This window comes from Pseudomonas sp. NLJ1, from assembly GCF_049486705.1.
Taxonomy (GTDB): Bacteria; Pseudomonadota; Gammaproteobacteria; order Pseudomonadales; family Pseudomonadaceae; genus Aquipseudomonas; species Aquipseudomonas inefficax.
In genome coordinates, this window is the sequence record NZ_CP137735.1 from 1,011,667 (window position 1) to 1,029,098 (window position 17,432).

At 63.9% G+C, this 17,432-nt stretch carries 11 protein-coding genes and 1 other RNA gene; 4 read left to right on the plus strand and 8 right to left on the minus strand.

The genetic code is table 11. The features are described 5' to 3' along the window. Position 1: 1 nt before the first annotated feature. The 6 genes from R9B85_RS04500 to R9B85_RS04525 form a co-directional block, all read right to left on the minus strand. Positions 2 to 901 carry an EamA family transporter gene (locus R9B85_RS04500; RefSeq protein ID WP_112253030.1) on the minus strand — a complete coding sequence of 300 codons (900 nt, stop codon included), beginning with the start codon at positions 899 to 901 and terminating at the stop codon, positions 2 to 4. 208 nt (positions 902 to 1,109) lie between these two features. Next, an RNA gene (ffs, locus tag R9B85_RS04505) (signal recognition particle sRNA small type) lies at positions 1,110 to 1,206 on the minus strand. A gap of 315 nt (positions 1,207 to 1,521) precedes the next feature. Beyond that, positions 1,522 to 3,852, minus strand: a complete 2,331-nt coding sequence (gene ligA, locus R9B85_RS04510) for an NAD-dependent DNA ligase LigA (RefSeq protein WP_313855781.1) — start codon at positions 3,850 to 3,852, stop codon at positions 1,522 to 1,524. Between the two features lie 237 nt (positions 3,853 to 4,089). Beyond that, complete coding sequence (zipA, locus tag R9B85_RS04515; protein WP_112253032.1) at positions 4,090 to 4,980, minus strand: cell division protein ZipA; 891 nt, start codon at positions 4,978 to 4,980, stop codon at positions 4,090 to 4,092. A 205-nt stretch (positions 4,981 to 5,185) separates the two neighbouring features. Beyond that, a complete protein-coding gene (gene smc / locus R9B85_RS04520; protein ID WP_207878126.1) occupies positions 5,186 to 8,674 on the minus strand; it encodes a chromosome segregation protein SMC in 3,489 nt (1,162 codons plus the stop codon). Positions 8,675 to 8,677: 3 nt separating this feature from the next. Further along, positions 8,678 to 9,337, minus strand: a complete 660-nt coding sequence (locus tag R9B85_RS04525; protein ID WP_015271155.1) for a GntR family transcriptional regulator — start codon at positions 9,335 to 9,337, stop codon at positions 8,678 to 8,680. 268 nt (positions 9,338 to 9,605) lie between these two features. Between R9B85_RS04525 and xdhA the strand changes: the two genes are divergently transcribed. The 4 genes from xdhA (at position 9,606) to guaD (ending at position 15,731) form a co-directional block, all read left to right on the plus strand. Beyond that, entirely contained in the window at positions 9,606 to 11,060 is a 1,455-nt protein-coding gene (xdhA, locus tag R9B85_RS04530; protein WP_112253035.1) for a xanthine dehydrogenase small subunit, read from the plus strand. Beyond that, the gene (gene xdhB / locus R9B85_RS04535) at positions 11,053 to 13,452 is read left to right on the plus strand and encodes a xanthine dehydrogenase molybdopterin binding subunit (RefSeq protein ID WP_112253036.1); all 2,400 of its coding nucleotides are present in this window, start codon (positions 11,053 to 11,055) and stop codon (positions 13,450 to 13,452) included. The genes xdhA and xdhB overlap by 8 nt, the downstream gene beginning before the upstream one ends. Before the next feature lie 118 nt (positions 13,453 to 13,570). Then, positions 13,571 to 14,416: a xanthine dehydrogenase accessory protein XdhC gene (gene xdhC, locus R9B85_RS04540; protein ID WP_207878127.1), complete on the plus strand. Its 846-nt coding sequence runs from the start codon at positions 13,571 to 13,573 to the stop codon at positions 14,414 to 14,416. A gap of 10 nt (positions 14,417 to 14,426) precedes the next feature. After that, entirely contained in the window at positions 14,427 to 15,731 is a 1,305-nt protein-coding gene (guaD, locus tag R9B85_RS04545) for a guanine deaminase (protein ID WP_025340027.1), read from the plus strand. On the opposite strand, the gene aqpZ is transcribed toward guaD, so the two are convergent. Together aqpZ and R9B85_RS04555 are read right to left on the minus strand one after the other, a co-directional pair. Then, on the minus strand, positions 15,728 to 16,426 hold the full coding sequence (aqpZ, locus tag R9B85_RS04550; RefSeq protein WP_112253039.1) for an aquaporin Z: 699 nt from the start codon (positions 16,424 to 16,426) through the stop codon (positions 15,728 to 15,730). The genes guaD and aqpZ overlap by 4 nt on opposite strands. A 232-nt stretch (positions 16,427 to 16,658) precedes the next feature. Next, positions 16,659 to 17,414, minus strand: coding sequence for a GntR family transcriptional regulator (locus R9B85_RS04555; protein ID WP_003259493.1), 756 nt, complete (start codon positions 17,412 to 17,414; stop codon positions 16,659 to 16,661). Positions 17,415 to 17,432 lie beyond the last annotated feature (18 nt).

Genomic DNA, 17,432 nt, shown 5'->3' on the forward strand with positions numbered 1-17,432 from the left:
TTTAGTCCAACCGCGCAAAACGCCCGCCGAGCGTCCGTAACCAGTGGCCGCAAAAGAATATCATGATGCCGGTCAAGATCATGCAGATGGCCAGCCATTGCCCGGCACTCATCTGCTCGTCGAAGAAAAGCCAGGAAGTTGCGAGGCCCGATACTGGTATCAGCAACGACAAGGGCGCGACGTGGGTGGCCGGATACTTCTTCATTAGGTTGTTCCACACGCGATAACCCAGAATGGTCGTGATCAGGCTCTGGAAAAGCACGGAAAACAGTGTTGGCCATGCCAGGCCACCGGCCAGGGCTTCGAACGCCAACCATCCTTGCGAGGCAAACGTGAGGACCACAAGGACCGGCAGCGCGTACAAGCTCGACCAGACGATGAAGGCCGTCATTTGACCAGGGCGCTTGAGCTTGATCAAAAGATTGCACAAAGCCCAGGCGAGCGCGGCAAGCAGCACCAACAGCAGACCGACCACCGTTGACGACTGGCTGCTCGCCAACAGCATCAGGCCTAACCCACATGCCGCGAAGACCATCCCCCAGGAATGGGCGGCGGTGATACGCTCACGCAGAAAGATAGCGCTCAGCAGGATGGTGAAGAACGCACTGAACTGCAAGAACACCGAGGACATACCCGGACTCAAGCCTTGGTGCATGGCAAGGTTGACCACCCACCAGATACCTACGGCAAACAGCACGCCATATACCGCCATGGCGGCCACTGAAACGCCGGCCGGGCGGCGGATAAAAAAAACCAGCGGCACCGCACAGAAGGTGAAGCGTAACAGCGTCAACAAATAGGGATCGAGCCCTCGCAAGCCAAGCTCGATGACACTGTAGTTGCCACCCCACAGAACCGTCACCAGAAGACCTACGGTCAAGTCACGCCTGCTCATTTTCATGCCTGCTCTCCCAGATTAGCAGGCACCACTCTATTTTTGTCACAGCAGAGTAGATGTAGGCGCACTCGACTCGGCCTGTGAGAAAACCTACTCGGCGTGAATACAAGCGCTCATGCCGCCTCACATCCTTCAACGCACGCAACGTTTCATTGTGATGTGACTGGGATAGACAAGACGCGGGGTTTTCATACCCCGGAAATGGAGGCGGCCCCACCAGCCACACCCCGGCACTCGATGTTCCCGCTATGGCTGCTCCCTTCCGGGCCTGACCAGGTTAACGGGTAATCAATGCGGGGGGACCGATGGGGCCACCACTACAAGGCTCGCTGAACAACGAGTGGCGCCATTGTACCGGTCTTGGGGGCAGATACAACCTCTGGAGGAGAAAAAGTCATCATTTCTCAATGACTTGTCCGGGTTGGGGTGGCCACGGGCTGCCAATTCGCGGGTGAACCCGCTCCTACAGGGCTAACGCTGACAGCAAGACCAGCGCAGGACCTGTGGGAGCGGGCGTGCCCGCGAAGCAGGCGCCGCGGTGGATGGCACGGGCCTCGCCCGTGTTCGCGGGCACGCCCGCTCCCACAGGGACCGTGCAAGCAGCAAGATCTGCCATTGGCCTTCTAGACAGCGATGCCCTGCTCGCCCAGGAAGGTGACGAAGGCATCTTCGTCCAGCACTTTGACCCCCAGCTCGCTGGCCTTGGCCAGCTTGGACCCCGCCCCCGGCCCCGCCACCACGCAGTGGGTCTTGCCGGAAACCGAACCCGCCACCTTGGCCCCGAGGCTTTCCAGCTTTTCCTTGGCGATGTCGCGGCTCATGCGCTCCAGGGTACCGGTCAGTACCCAGGTCTGGCCGGCCAGCGGCAGCCCTTCGGCCACTTTCTTCTCGCTGCTCCAGTGCATGCCGAACGCCAGCAACTGTGCCTCGATGTCCCGGGCCAGTTTCTGGTTGGCTTCATCCTTGAAGAACTCGCGCACGGCGTCGGCCTGCTTGGCCGCCAGGGCCTGGCGCAGGTCGATACCGTCGGCGGCAATGATCTTCTCCAGGCTGTCGAGCTTGGCCACGAGCTTCTCGGCACCGGTCGGGCCAACCGAGGCAATGTCGAGCTTGGCGATCATGCCGGCCAGCGTGGTACTGGCGGCGAATTCGGCAGCCAGCTCGCCTTCGTCCTGCAGTTGCATGCCGCTATCGAGCAATTGCTTGATGACCTTGCGGTTGTGCTCGTCCTCGAAGAAATTGTGGATCTCGTACGCCACCTCCAGGCCGATGTCCGGCAGGTAGGTAAGCACCTGCGGCAGCGCCTGCTGCACGCGCGCCAGGCTGCCCAGCGAGCGGGCCAGCACCTTCGCGGTCTCCTCGCCTACGTCGGGGATGCCCAGGGCGTAGATGAAGCGCGCCAGGCTCGGGCGCTTGCTGGCTTCGATGGCATCCAGCAGCTTCTTGCTGGACACCTCGGCAAAGCCTTCCAGGCCGACGATCTGGTCGAACTCCAGCTTGTACAGGTCGGCCGGCGAGCCAATCAGGCCTTCGTCCACCAACTGCTCGACGCTTTTCTCGCCCAAGCCGTCGATGTCCATGGCGCGGCGCGACACGTAGTGGATGATCGCCTGCTTGAGCTGGGCGCCACAGGCCAGGCGACCGACGCAGCGGTACACCGCGCCCTCGCTGGTGGTTTCCTTGCCCTTGCTACGCTTGACCAGTTGGGTACGCTCGACCTGCGAGCCGCATACCGGGCATTCACTCGGCACCTGCACCGGGCGCGCATCTTCCGGGCGCCGCTCCAGCACCACCTGCATCACCTGCGGAATCACGTCACCGGCGCGGCGGATGATCACCGTGTCGCCAATGCGCAGGCCCAGGCGAGCGATCTCGTCCATGTTGTGCAGGGTGGCGTTGGACACGGTCACACCGGCTACCTTGACCGGCTTCAGTCGTGCCACAGGCGTTACCGCACCAGTGCGGCCGACCTGAAACTCGACATCCAGCACTTCGGTCAGCTCTTCCATGGCCGGGAACTTATGGGCAATCGCCCAGCGCGGCTCACGTGCGCGGAAGCCCAGTTCGCGCTGGGCGGCCAGGCTGTTGACCTTGAACACCACGCCGTCGATTTCGTACGGCAGGCTGTTGCGTCGCTCGCCGATGTCGCGGTAGTAGGCCAGGCATTCTTCGATGCCGGCGGCATGCTTGAGTTCGCGACTGATCGGCAGGCCCCAGGCCTTGAGCTGCTCGAGGATGCCGATGTGGCTGTCGCCGATGCTCGCGGACACCTGGCCGACGCCATAGCAGCAGAACTCCAACGGGCGGCTGGCGGTGATTTTCGAATCCAGCTGACGCAGGCTGCCGGCTGCGGCGTTGCGCGGGTTGGCGAAGGTCTTGCCGCCGGCTTCGGCCTGGGCGGCGTTGAGCCGGTCGAAACCGGCCTTGCTCATGTACACCTCGCCGCGCACCTCCAGCACCGCCGGCCACCCCTGGCCTTGCAGTTTGAGCGGGATGTTGCGCACGGTGCGCACATTGGCACTGATGTCTTCGCCGGTGGTGCCGTCGCCACGGGTGGCGCCCTGCACCAGCTGGCCGTCGCGGTACAACAAGCTCACCGCAAGGCCGTCGAGCTTGGGCTCGCAGCTGTAGTCGACCGCACCGGGCTGATCGAGCCCGTCTACCACCCGGCGGCCGAATTCACGCAGGTCGGCCTCTTCGAAAGCGTTGCCCAGGCTGAGCATGGGCACTTCGTGGCGCACCTGGCTGAACGCGGGCAGGGCTTCGCCACCAACGCGCTGGGTGGGCGAGTCAGGGGTCACCAGGTGCGGGTGTTCGGCTTCAAGCGCCTTGAGCTCGTTGAACAGGCGGTCGTATTCGGCATCGGGCACGCTTGGCTCATCGAGCACGTAGTAGCGGTAGTTGTGCTGGTCGAGCTCGGCACGCAGTTCGTGGATACGGGTTTCGGCGGTCATGGGATTTGTCTTCTCTTGCAAAGCAAAAGAGCAGCCTGGGGTTGGTGCCTGGTGTTCAGGGTTTTATTGCCTGTGCCGGCCTCTTCGCGGGTAAACCCGCTCCCACAGGGACTCCACTGCCCTTGCGGTTTGTGGTGTCCTTGTGGGAGCGGGTTTACCCGCGAAGAGGCCGACACAGGCAACAGCATTACCCGAACCGACCAGCACGCCCTCAGGCTGCTCTTTCGTCTGGATCTGTCAGCGCTTCTGGGTCAGCGCACGGCGCTCGAACTCGACGATGCGCTGGCGGTAGTGCTCGATGGTCTGGGCAGTCAGCACGCTGCGCTGGTCGTCCTTGAGCTCACCGTTCAGTTCATGCGCCAGCTTGCGCGCCGCAGCCACCATCACGTCGAAGGCCTGCTTCGGATGACGCGGGCCCGGCAGGCCGAGGAAGAAGCTTACCGCGCGGGTGCTGAAGTGGTCGATGTCATCCAGGTCGAACACACCGGGCTTGACGGCGTTGGCCATGGAGAACAGCACCTCGCCGTGACCGGCCATGCTCTCGTGACGGTGGAAGATGTCCATTTCACCGAAGCGCAGGCCACTTTCCAGGATGTTCTGCAGCAGCGCCGGGCCCTTGAAGCCACTCTCGTCGCGGGAGATGACGCTGATCACCAGCACTTCCTCGGCCGGCGGCAGCTCCTTGACGCTGCTGCTGGCAGGCGCCGCACCGTTGCTGCGGGTATTTTCCGCGGCAAAGTCGTCATCGCTGTCGGCAAACAGGTCGGGCTCGCGCGGCTCGGCGCTCAGGTTCAGGTCGCCCTGCTGTGCATCCGCAGCCGCGGTGGCGCGCTTGCCGCGCTTGGCAGCCTTGGCCGGTTTGGGCTCACGCTCGCGATCACGCGCAGAAGCGCTGAGCGACGGCAGGTCGCTTTCATCCAGCTCAGGCTCCTTGTGGGTATCCAGCACCCGCGACGGGCCAAGCACTTCGGCATTGCCCTCTTCGTCCGGCAGGTTGGAATAACTGCGATCCAGACGGAATTTCAACTTGCCTTTCCCGCCGCGCATGCGGCGCCAGCCGTCGAAAAGAATCCCGGCAATGACAATGATGCCGATGACGATCAGCCACTCGCGCAGACCGATTTCCATGTAATCCCGTGCCTCTATAAAAATATGCTTGAAAACAAAGGGTTCAAAGCCCTTTAACACGTGGCGCCAACTCTATGTTCTGACAGGCGTTTTACCCACGCAAAAAACGAGTGACATTAAGCTAGCACGACCAAAGACAACTTTACACCGTCTGTCGCACATGGCGGGGGCATTTCGCTACAGAATATGCCCTTATCGTCGAGCATCAGGCGTCGACCATGGCCATGGCCTCCTCCACATCGACGGCAACCAGACGCGAACAGCCCGGCTCATGCATGGTCACCCCCATCAATTGGTCCGCCATTTCCATGGCAATCTTGTTATGGGTGATGTAGATGAACTGCACGCTTTCACTCATTTCCTTGACCAGACGGGCGTAACGCCCGACGTTGGCATCGTCCAGCGGCGCGTCGACCTCATCGAGCATGCAGAACGGTGCGGGGTTCAACTTGAAGATGGCAAACACCAGCGCCAATGCGGTCAGTGCCTTCTCGCCGCCGGACAGCAGATGGATGGTGCTGTTCTTCTTGCCCGGTGGCCGCGCCATGATCGTTACCCCTGTATCGAGTAGATCTTCGCCCGTCAGTTCCAGATAAGCGCTGCCACCACCGAAAACTTTTGGGAAAAGTGCCTGTAATCCGGCATTTATCTGATCAAAGGTATCCTTGAAGCGGTTGCGGGTTTCCTTGTCGATCTTGCGAATGACATTTTCCAGAGTCTCCAGCGCTTCGACCAGGTCGGCATCCTGGGCGTCCAGGTAGCGCTTGCGCTCGGACTGCTGCTCGTACTCTTCGATGGCTGCCAGGTTGATCGCCCCCAGGCGCTGGATACGCGCCTCGAGCTGTTCCAGTTCCTGTTCGGTGCCTTGCTCGCTGGCCTCGGCCTCAAGGGTGGCGAGCACGCCTTGCAGGTCGTAGCCATCGGCCAGCAACTGCTCCTGCAAGGTCTTGCGCCGCACATCCAGGCCCTGGCATTCCAGGCGCAGCTGCTCCAGCTGGCCACGCAGCAGCTGGGCCTGTTGCTCGGCCTGGGTACGGCGCTTTTCGGCGTCGCGCAGTTCGCGGTCGGCTTCGTCCATATGCAGGCGGGCCTGGCGCATTTCCTCGTCGACGCTCATGCGCCGCTCCAGCAACTCTTCCAGCTTCAGGCGCAGCTCTTCCTGCGGGGCCTCGCCCTCCTCCAGGTTCAGGCTCAGTTGCTCCTGGCGCTCAGTCAGGCGCGCGGCCTGCTGTTCCAGGCGCTCCAGGGCCTGCCGGGTGGAGTCGTGCTGGGCACGCAACGAGCCCAGGCGAACAGCCAGCTGGTGGGCGTGATCCTTGTGCTGACGGGCCTCCTGACGCACCCGGTCGAGGCTTTCGCGCAGGGTGTCGCGGCGGGCCATCAACTGCTCGCGCTGCTCGGTATCCTGGGCCATCAGCTCCAGTGCCTCCTGCAGCAACAGGCGGGCTTCGCCCAGTTGCTCGTGCTCCAGGGCACGCTGCTCTTCCAGTTCGGCCAGCTCTTCCTGCAGGCGCCGGCGGCGCAGCTCGACCTGCTCGGCACGTGCGCGACCAGCCGACAGGTTGGCCTTCAGTTCGCCATGCAGGCGGTTTTCTTCCTGGGTTCGGCGACGCAGCTGCTCACGCTGTTCTTCCAGGTCCAACTGCTGCTCGCGCAGGGCCTGCAGTTGCTGCTCCAAATGCTCCAGCGCCGCTTCCTGCTCCAGTTGCTGCTGGCCCAGGCGCTCGATCTCCTGGCCGCGTGCCAGCACGCCGCCTTCGGCTTCGCTGCCACGACGCACCCGCAGGAAGTGCCGGCCAACCCAGTAGCCATCGCGACTGACCAGGCTCTGGCCTTCGCCGAGCGAGGCGCGCTGCGCCAGTGCCTGGGCCAGGCCTTCCACGGGCTTGACCTGGCCCAGCCAGGGCGCCAGGTCGACCTGGCCTTCGACCTTTTCCAGCAGGCTGCCGGGCAGCGACGAGCCGGTACCGCTGGCCAGCAGCAAGCGCAACTCGCCCTGCTCCAGGCCGGTAAAATCGAGGTTACCGAGGTCGTCCACCAGCACGGCCTGCAGGTCGGCGCCGAGCACGGTTTCTACCGCAAGCTCCCAGCCCGGCTCTACCCGCAACCCTTCAGCCAGCCGCGGCTGTTGCTCCAGGCCTTGGTCCTGCAGCCAGTACGCAGCACCTGCACCCGGCTCCAGGGCGGCCTGCTGCAAGGCTTCGAGCGATGCCAGGCGACCGCCAAGGCGTTGCAGGTCGCCCTGCGCCTGTTGTTGGGCCTGGGTGGCCTGTTGCAGTTGCTCACGTGCGCCTTCCAGGCGCTCGACCACCTGCTCTTCCGACAACTGCAACTCTTCCAGCAACATTTCGCTACTGGCCAGCTGCTCGGCCAGTTCGAGCATGGCCGCATCCTGCGGTTCGCTGCCCAGCAGCTCACGCTCTTCGCCCAGCTTGCGCTGGCGCTCGGCCTGGCGCTCCAGGCTGGTTTCCAGCTGTAGCAGGCGCGCCTGCTGCACTTCGGCCTGGCGCCGGGGCTCGGCGGAACGGCTGTTGAAGCTGTCCCACTGCTCTTGCCAGCCGTGCATGCCCAGCTCGGCTTCTTCAAGGGCAGCGGCGGCCTCTTCGGCAGCGGCCAGGGTCATTTCCTGCTCGGGTTCGAGCATGGCCAGCTCTTCACCCAAGGTAGCCAGCAGGGTACGGTCGTGGCCCAGGTGCGACTCGGTCTCCAGGCGCGTGCGCTCGGCTTCCTTGAAGTCATCCTGCAACTGGCGCAGCCGTTGCTGGCCGTGCTGGATGCTCTGCTCGACCCGCGCGATGTCACCGGCCACCGAGTAGAAGCGGCCCTGCACCTGATTGAAGCGCTCGGACAATTCGTGATGGCCATCGCGCAGGCGCTCGATGCTGGCATCGGCATTGCGCTGCTCGGCCACCAGCGCCTCATGGGCCACATCCTGGTCACCGATCACCGCCTCGCGCTGGCGCATCCGTTCGTCCAGGTCACGCCAGCGCAACGCCGACAGGCGTGCCTTCAGCTGGCGTTCCTGAGCCTTGTATTCGCGGTACTTCTCGGCCGCCTGGGCCTGGCGGTGCAGGCGTTCCAGCTGGCGCTCCAGTTCTTCGCGCAGGTCGGTCAGGCGCGCCAGGTTTTCCTGGGTGCGGCGGATGCGGCTCTCGGTTTCGCGGCGGCGCTCCTTGTACTTGGAGATGCCGGCGGCTTCCTCGATGAAGTTGCGCAGCTCCTCAGGCTTGGCCTCGATCAGCTTGGAGATCATCCCCTGCTCGATGATCGAATAGCTGCGCGGCCCCAGGCCGGTGCCTAGGAATATGTCGGTGATATCGCGCCGACGGCACTTGGTGCCGTTGAGGTAGTAGCTGTTCTGCCCGTCGCGGGTGACCTTGCGGCGGATCGAGATCTCGGCGTAGGCGGCATATTCGCCGACCAGGGTGGTTTCGCTGTTGTCGAAAACCAGCTCGATGCTGGCCTGGCTGACCGGCTTGCGGCCACTGGAACCATTGAAAATGACATCGGTCATCGACTCGCCGCGCAGGTTCTTCGCCGAACTCTCGCCCATCACCCAGCGCACGGCATCGATGATATTGGACTTGCCACAGCCGTTGGGGCCGACCACGGCCGCCATGTTGCTGGGGAAGTTGACCGTGGTCGGGTCGACGAACGACTTGAACCCGGCGAGGCGAATGCACTTCAGGCGCATCGGTCAGCCTCGGGCCAACGCCGCCAGCACCAGTTCGCAGCTGCGCTGGCCATAAGCGGTGAGCACCTCGCGAATGCGCGGCAGGTCACGGGCGATCACGGCGTCGAGCAGGCGGGCGAACAGGTCCAGGTAATCGATCATGTTGGCCTGGCGCTGGTCCAGCGACAGGTAGTAGGCACGGCTCATCGCCGGCTGCAGGTTTTCCACGGTTTCCTGCAGGAACGGGTTGTCGGCGAACGGATAGGCCGCCCGCATGACCGCGAAGCTGTCGGCGACGAAGGCCTTGATGTCCAGCTGGTCATGGGCCCGCTGCAGGCGCTGCTGGATCTCCAGGAACGGGCGCAGGTCAGCATCGGTGCGCCATTTTTGCGCAACCGCGTTACCCAGCAGGATGTAGAACTCGCCCATCAGTGCGCACAGGCTGCGCACACTTCGCTCGTCGAGTTCGGTCACATGAGCACCCCGGCGCGGCAGGATCGCCACCAGGTGCCGGCGTTCGAGGATCAGCAGCGCCTCGCGCACCGAGCCGCGGCTGACATTCAGCGCCTGGGTGACCTTCTGCTCCTGGATACGCTCGCCTGGCGCCAGCTCGCCGCGAATGATGCGTTCGGCCAGGTAATCGGCAATCTGCTCGGAGAGGCTGTCCGGGGCCTTGAACGTCATGGTTTTCCTTCAAAATCATTGAACTGGGCACAAGCAGCGAATTGTAGCGTACTTGACCGTTGATCGCGCAGAAGGGCCAGGCGGTTTATTTGACCCGACAGGCAACCCCGAGCGCGGCGCGATCTATGCTTGGCATATGGGCAATGTGAGCCGTTGGGCAGTGACACGAACAATTTCCTGACCTTTGAGTCAGAAAATTATTGACCAGCAGGACAGCTCTTGCTTAGAGTCCGCCCAACAACAATAAAACCATTGCGAGGCCATCCCCGTGATCCAGTTTCTCGTCAACCAGGAGCTGCGTAGTGAGCATGCCCTGGACCCGAACATGACGGTGCTGCAGTACCTGCGTGAGCACCTGGGCAAACCTGGCACCAAGGAGGGCTGCGCCAGTGGTGACTGCGGCGCCTGCACCGTGGTGGTCGGCGAACTGACCCAGGACGACCAGGGCAACGACAGCCTGCGCTACCGCAGCCTCAACTCGTGCCTGACCTTCGTATCGTCGCTGCACGGCAAGCAACTGATCAGCGTCGAGGGTCTCAAGCACCAGGGCCAACTGCACAGCGTGCAACAGGCCATGGCCGATTGCCATGGCTCGCAGTGCGGCTTCTGCACACCCGGCTTCGTCATGTCGCTGTTCGCCCTGCAGAAGAACAGCAGCGGCCCCGACCTGCACCAGGCCCAGGAAGCCCTGGCCGGCAACCTGTGCCGCTGCACCGGCTACCGGCCGATCCTCGACGCCGCCGAGCAGAGCTGCCGCCAGCCCTGCCGCGACCAGTTCGATGCCCAGCAGGCACAGACCATCAGCCGCCTCAAGGCCATTGCGCCAACCCAGACCGGCGAGCTGAACAGCGGCGACAAGCGCTGCCTGGTGCCGCTGACCGTGGCCGATCTGGCCGACCTGTACAGCTCGCACCCCGAAGCGCGGTTGCTGGCCGGCGGTACCGACCTGGCCCTGGAAGTCACCCAGTTCCACAAGACCTTGCCGGTGATGATCTACGTCGGCCATGTGGCCGAGCTCAAGCGTATCGAGAAGACCGCCAGCCACCTGGAAATCGGCGCCGCCACCCCGCTCACCGACTGCTACGGCGCGCTGAACGAGGAATACCCGGACTTCGGCGCCCTGCTGCACCGCTTCGCCTCGCTGCAGATCCGCAACCAGGGCACCCTGGGCGGCAATATCGGCAACGCTTCGCCAATCGGCGACTCGCCACCCCTGCTGATTGCCCTGGACGCGCAGATCGTCCTGCGCCAGGGCGAGCGTCAGCGGGTGATGCCGCTGGAAGACTATTTCATCGACTACCGCATCACTGCCCGCCAGGACAGCGAGTTCATCGAGAAGATCATCGTGCCGCGCGCCACCAGCGACTGGGCGTTCCGCGCCTATAAAGTGTCCAAACGCCTGGACGATGACATTTCTGCGGTGTGCGGTGCCTTCAACCTGAGCATCGAAAACGGCGTGGTCAGCGGTGTGCGCATCGCCTTCGGCGGCATGGCGGCGATCCCCAAACGGGCCCGTGCCTGTGAAGCAGCGCTGCGCGGCAAGCCTTGGAACCAGGCCGCCATCGAGCGCGCCTGCCAGGCCCTGGCCGAAGACTTCACCCCGCTCAGCGACTTCCGCGCCAGCAAGGAGTACCGCCTGCTGACCGCGCAGAACCTGCTGCGCAAGTACTTCATCGAACAGCAAACGCCGTACATCGAAACCCGGGTGACCGCTTATGTCTAACCATCACGTAGCCAAGAGCCAGGCCGAGATGGCCGAACTGTTCAGCCAGGACCTGACCACCGGGGTCGGCCGCAGCGTCAAGCACGACAGCGCCGACAAGCATGTGTCCGGCGACGCGGTGTACATCGACGACCGCCTGGAATTCCCCAACCAGTTGCACGTCTATGCGCGCACCGCCGACCGCGCCCACGCGCGCATCCTGCGCATCGACACCACGCCGTGCTATGCCTTCGAGGGCGTGCGCATCGCCATCACCCACGAAGACATCCCTGGCCTCAAGGACATCGGCCCGGTGGTGGCCGGCGACCCGCTGCTGGCCATCGACAAGGTCGAGTTCTTCGGCCAGCCGGTGCTCGCCGTGGCCGCCCGTGACCTCGACACCGCACGCCGTGCGGCCATGGCCGCCATCGTCGAGTATGAAGACCTGGAGCCGGTGCTGGATGTGGTCGAGGCATTGCGCAAGAAACACTTCGTGCTCGACAGCCACACCCACCAGCGTGGCGATTCCGCTGCTGCCCTGGCCAGTGCCCCGCACCGCATCCAGGGCACGCTGCACATCGGTGGCCAGGAACACTTCTACCTGGAAACGCAGATTTCCTCGGTGATGCCGACCGAAGATGGCGGCATGATTGTCTACTGCTCCACGCAAAACCCCACCGAAGTGCAGAAACTGGTCGCCGAAGTACTCGATGTGCCAATGAACAAGGTGGTGCTGGACATGCGCCGCATGGGCGGCGGCTTTGGCGGCAAGGAAACCCAGGCCGCCAGCCCGGCGTGCCTGTGTGCCGTGGTGGCGCGCCTGACCGGCCAGCCGGCCAAGATGCGCCTGCCACGGGTCGAGGACATGACCATGACCGGCAAGCGCCACCCGTTCTACGTCGAATACGATGTGGGCTTCGACGACGACGGGCGCCTGCACGGCATCAACTTCGACCTGGCGGGCAACTGCGGCTATTCGCCGGACTTGTCCGGCTCGATCGTCGACCGCGCCATGTTCCACTCCGACAACGCCTACTACCTGGGCGATGCCACGGTGCACGGCCACCGCTGCAAGACCAACACCGCCTCCAACACCGCCTACCGTGGTTTCGGCGGCCCGCAGGGGATGGTCGCCATCGAGCAGGTGATGGACCACATCGCCCGCCACCTGGGCCGTGACCCGCTGGCGGTGCGCAAGGCCAACTACTACGGCAAGACCGAGCGCAACGTCACCCACTACTACCAGACCGTCGAGCACAACATGCTCGAAGAGATGACCGCCGAACTGGAAGCCAGCAGTGACTACGCCGAGCGCCGCGAGTCGATCCGCCGCTTCAACGCCAATAGCCCGATCCTGAAGAAGGGCCTGGCGCTGACCCCGGTCAAGTTCGGTATCTCGTTCACCGCTACCTTCCTCAACCAGGCCGGTGCGCTGATCCATATCTACACCGACGGCAGCATCCACCTGAACCATGGCGGCACCGAGATGGGCCAGGGCCTGAATACCAAGGTGGCGCAGGTGGTGGCGCAAATCTTCCAGGTCGATTTCAGCCGCATCCAGATTACCGCCACCAATACCGACAAGGTGCCCAACACCTCGCCGACCGCGGCCTCCAGTGGTGCCGACCTGAACGGCAAGGCGGCGCAGAACGCTGCCGAAATCCTCAAGAAGCGCCTGACCGAGTTCGCCGCGCGGCACTACCAGGTGACCGAGGAAGACGTCGAGTTCCGCAACGGCCATGTGCGCGTGCGCGACCAGATCGTCAGCTTCGAGCAGCTGGTGCAGCAGGCCTATTTCGCCCAGGTGTCGCTGTCCAGCACCGGCTTCTACCGCACGCCGAAGATCTACTACGACCGCAGCCAGGCACGTGGCCGGCCGTTCTACTACTTCGCCTTCGGCGCAGCCTGCGTGGAGGTGGTGGTCGACACCCTGACCGGCGAATACAAGATGCTGCGTGCCGACATCCTGCACGATGTGGGTGATTCGCTGAACCCGGCCATCGACATCGGCCAGGTGGAAGGCGGCTTCATTCAGGGCATGGGCTGGCTGACCACCGAAGAGCTGGTGTGGAACGCCAAGGGCAAGCTGATGACCAACGGCCCGGCCAGCTACAAGATCCCGGCAGTGGCCGACATGCCGCTGGATTTGCGGGTGAAGCTGGTGGAGAACCGCAAGAACCCGGAAGACACCGTGTTCCATTCCAAAGCCGTGGGCGAGCCGCCGTTCATGCTCGGCATCGCTGCCTGGTGCGCGATCAAGGACGCCGTGGCCAGCATCGCCGACTACCGCGTGCAGCCACAGGTGGATGCGCCGGCGACGCCGGAGCGAGTGTTGTGGGGTTGCGAGCAGATGCGCAAGGCGGTGGCTGCAGCGCAACCTGCCGAACAGGAACTGGAAACCGTGCCTCACTGACAATGCAGGGCCCTGTGGGAGCGGGTTTACCTGCGAATGCGATAGTGGTTTCACCGCCGCATTCGCGGGTGAACCCGCTCCCACAGGGATCGCGACGCAGCTATAGAGAGGTTGCATCATGCACCAATGGATCAACGCCCTCGCCGACCACCAGTCCCGTGGCGAAGCCTGCGTGCTGGTGACCATCATCGAGGAGCGCGGCTCGACCCCGCGCAATGCCGGCTCGAAAATGGTCGTCAGCGCCAGCGGCCTGTTCGACACCATCGGCGGCGGCCACCTGGAATACAAGGCGCTGCACATCGCCCGGCAAATGCTCGAAGAGCACCGCACCACTCCGCACCTGGAGCGCTTCAGCCTCGGCGCCAGCCTTGGCCAGTGCTGCGGCGGCGTCAATGTACTGCTGTTCGAACCCATGGCCGCGGTGCAGGCGCAGATCGCGGTGTTCGGCGCGGGTCATGTCGGCCGGGCTCTGGTACCCTTGCTCGCCGCCCTGCCCTGCCGGGTGCGCTGGATCGATTCGCGCGAGCAGGAATTCCCTGCCCTGATCCCCGACGGGGTGACCAAGGTGGTCAGCGAGGAGCCGGTCGACGAAGTGGCAGAACTGCCGCCAGGCTGCTACTGCATCGTCATGACCCACAACCACCAGCTCGACCTGGAACTGACCGCCGCCATTCTCAAGCGCAACGACTTCACCTGGTTCGGCCTGATCGGCTCGAAGACCAAACGGGTCAAGTTCGAGCATCGCCTGCGCGAGCGCGGTTACGACGATGCCGTGATGGCGCGCATGCGCTGCCCGATGGGCCTGGCCGAGGTCAAGGGCAAGCTGCCCATCGAGATCGCCGTGTCCATCGCCGGTGAAATCATCGCCACCTACAACGCCTGCTTCGGCCAGCACGACGCTGCCGCCAATGCCGGCCCCATTGCCCAGTTGCTGCCGCCTTCCCGGCGCAGCCAAGCCATTTGACGAGTGTGTTATGACCGTTACCCGCAAAGCCTACCGTGCCGCCATCCTGCACAGCATCGCCGACCCGGCCGAGGTGGGCCTGGAGGCTTCCCATGAATACTTCGAGGACGGCCTGCTGGTAGTCGACGACGGCCGCATCCGCGCCGTAGGCCACGCCGCCGAACTGTTGCCGACCCTGGACGCCGACATCCCGGTCGAGCACTACCAGGACGCGCTGATCACCCCGGGGTTCATCGACACCCACATCCACTTCCCGCAGACCGGCATGATCGGCTCCTACGGCGAACAGCTGCTGGACTGGCTGAACACCTACACCTTCCCCTGCGAAAAGCAGTTCGCCGACAAGGGCCACGCCGACCAGGTGGCGAAGATCTTCCTCAAGGAACTGCTGCGCAACGGCACCACCACCGCCCTGGTGTTCGGCAGCGTGCACCCGGAATCGGTCAATGCCCTGTTCGAGGAAGCCGAGCGCCTGGACCTGCGCCTGATCGCCGGCAAGGTGATGATGGACCGCAACGCCCCGGACTACCTGACCGACACCGCCGAGTCCGGCTATGCCGAAAGCAAGGCACTGATCGAGCGTTGGCACGGCAAGGGCCGCCTGCACTATGCAGTCACCCCGCGTTTCGCCCCGACCAGTACGCCTGAACAGCTGGCGCTGGCGGGCCAACTGCTCAAGGAACACCCGGGGGTGTACATGCACACGCACCTGTCGGAAAACCTCAAGGAAATCGATTGGGTCAAGTCGCTGTTCCCCGAGCAGAAGGGTTACCTCGACGTGTACGACCACTTCGAGCTGCTGGGCGAGCGCTCGGTATTCGCCCATGGCGTGCACCTGTGCGATGACGAATGCCAGCGCCTGGCCGAAACCGGCTCGGCCGTGGCCTTCTGCCCCACCTCCAACCTGTTCCTCGGCAGCGGCCTGTTCAACCTGCCCCAGGCCGAGCGCTTCAAGGTCAATGTGGGCCTGGGCACCGACGTTGGCGCCGGCACCAGCTTCTCGCTGCTCAACACCCTGAACGAAGCGTACAAGGTGATGCAGCTGCAGGGCGCGCGTCTGCACCCGTACAAGTCACTGTACCTGGCCACCCTGGGCGGCGCGCGCGCACTGCGCCTGGACGACCGCATCGGCAGCCTGCGCCCAGGCAACGACGCCGACTTCGTGGTACTGGACTACAAGGCCACGCCACTGCTGGACTACCGCATCCAGCAGTCCAACAGCATCGAGGAAACCCTGTTCGTGCTCACCACCCTCGGCGACGACCGCACCGTGCGCGAAACCTACGCCGCCGGGCGTTGCGTGCACCAGCGCTAAGGCTCGTTCGCCAAGCCCCGGTACAATGCGCCGCCGATCGCCGCACCGATCAGCGGCGCCACCCAGAACAGCCAAAGCTGTTGCAGGGCCCAGCCACCGACGAACAAGGCCGGCCCCGTGCTACGCGCGGGGTTGACCGAGGTATTGGTCACCGGGATCGAGATCAGGTGGATCAGGGTCAGGGCCAGGCCGATGGCGATCGGCGCAAAACCTGCCGGCGCCCGGGCGTCGGTGGCGCCCATGATCACCACCAGGAACATCGCCGTCATCACCACTTCACTGACAAAGCCCGCCCCGAGGGTGTAGCCGCCGGGCGAGTGATCGGCGTAGCCGTTCGAAGCCAATCCCGCAGACAGCTCGAAACCTGCCTTGCCGCTGGCGATGAGGTAGATCACACCTGCCGCCAGGATGGCGCCGATCACCTGGGCGATTACGTAGGGCAACAGCTCTTTGGCCGGGAAGCGCCCGCCCACCACCAGCCCGAACGACACGGCGGGGTTGAGGTGACAACCGGAGATATGGCCGATGGCGAAGGCCATGGTCAGCACGGTGAGGCCGAAGGCGAAGGCGACGCCGAGTACACCGATGCCGATGGGGGAGCTTGCGGCGAGTACCGCACTGCCACAGCCGCCAAGCACCAGCCAGAAGGTGCCGACCAGCTCGGCCCCCATGCGTTTACCGAGGGACATGCTCATGAGTCCATTCCTCAAGAAGTTGAACGCAACGAATGCGCAAGCCCAACTGCTTGATGAAGGTTTGCTCACAAGAATTTAGCAGACCTTTGATTAATGGCCAGAAATGGCCGTGCTTCTTGTGGGAGCGGGTTTACCCGCGAAGAAGGCAACACGGTGTATGGCACCGGCTGCGCCGGTGTTCGCGGGTGAACCCGCTCCCACAACGGCGCATTCCATTCACTTAAGCAAACGATCAACCCTTGACCGATACCTTGGGCTTTTTCAGCAAATGCGAGAACACGGCATGCAGATCGTCCGAGGCACTCTCCTCGTCGAGGTTCAGCTTGCTGTCGATGTGATCCATGTGGTGCATCATCAGGCTCACCGCCTGCTCTGCATCGCGCGCCTCGATGGCGTCGATCAGCTGCATGTGTTCGTCATAGGAGCAATGCGAACGGTTGCCGCTCTCGTACTGGGCAATGATCAGCGAGGTCTGCGATACCAGGCTGCGCTGGAAGCTGACCAGTGGCGCATTACCCGCAGCCTCGGCCAGCTTGAGGTGGAACTCGCCGGAAAGACGAATGCCGGCGCCGCGGTCACCACGGGAGAAGCTGTCGCGCTCCTCACGCACCATCTGCCGCAACTCGTTGAGCTGCTCGAGGGTAGCGTGCTGCACGGCCAGTTCGGTGATGGCACGTTCGACCATGCGCCGGGAGAAGAACACCTGGCGGGCCTCTTCCACCGTCGGGCTGGCCACCACCGCACCGCGGTTCGGCCGCAACAGCACCACGCTTTCGTGGGCCAGGCGCGACAAGGCGCGGCGGATGATGGTGCGGCTGACGCCGAAGATCTCGCCCAGCGCTTCCTCGCTCAACTTGGTGCCCGGTGCCAGACGCTGCTCGAGGATCGCCTCGAAAATATGCGCGTAGACGATGTCGTCCTGGGTACCACTGCGGCCAGCCTTGCCGGTACGCGCAGGTTTCTTCAGAGGTTGCAGCTGTTCGTTCATGGGCTCTCGAGGCACGAA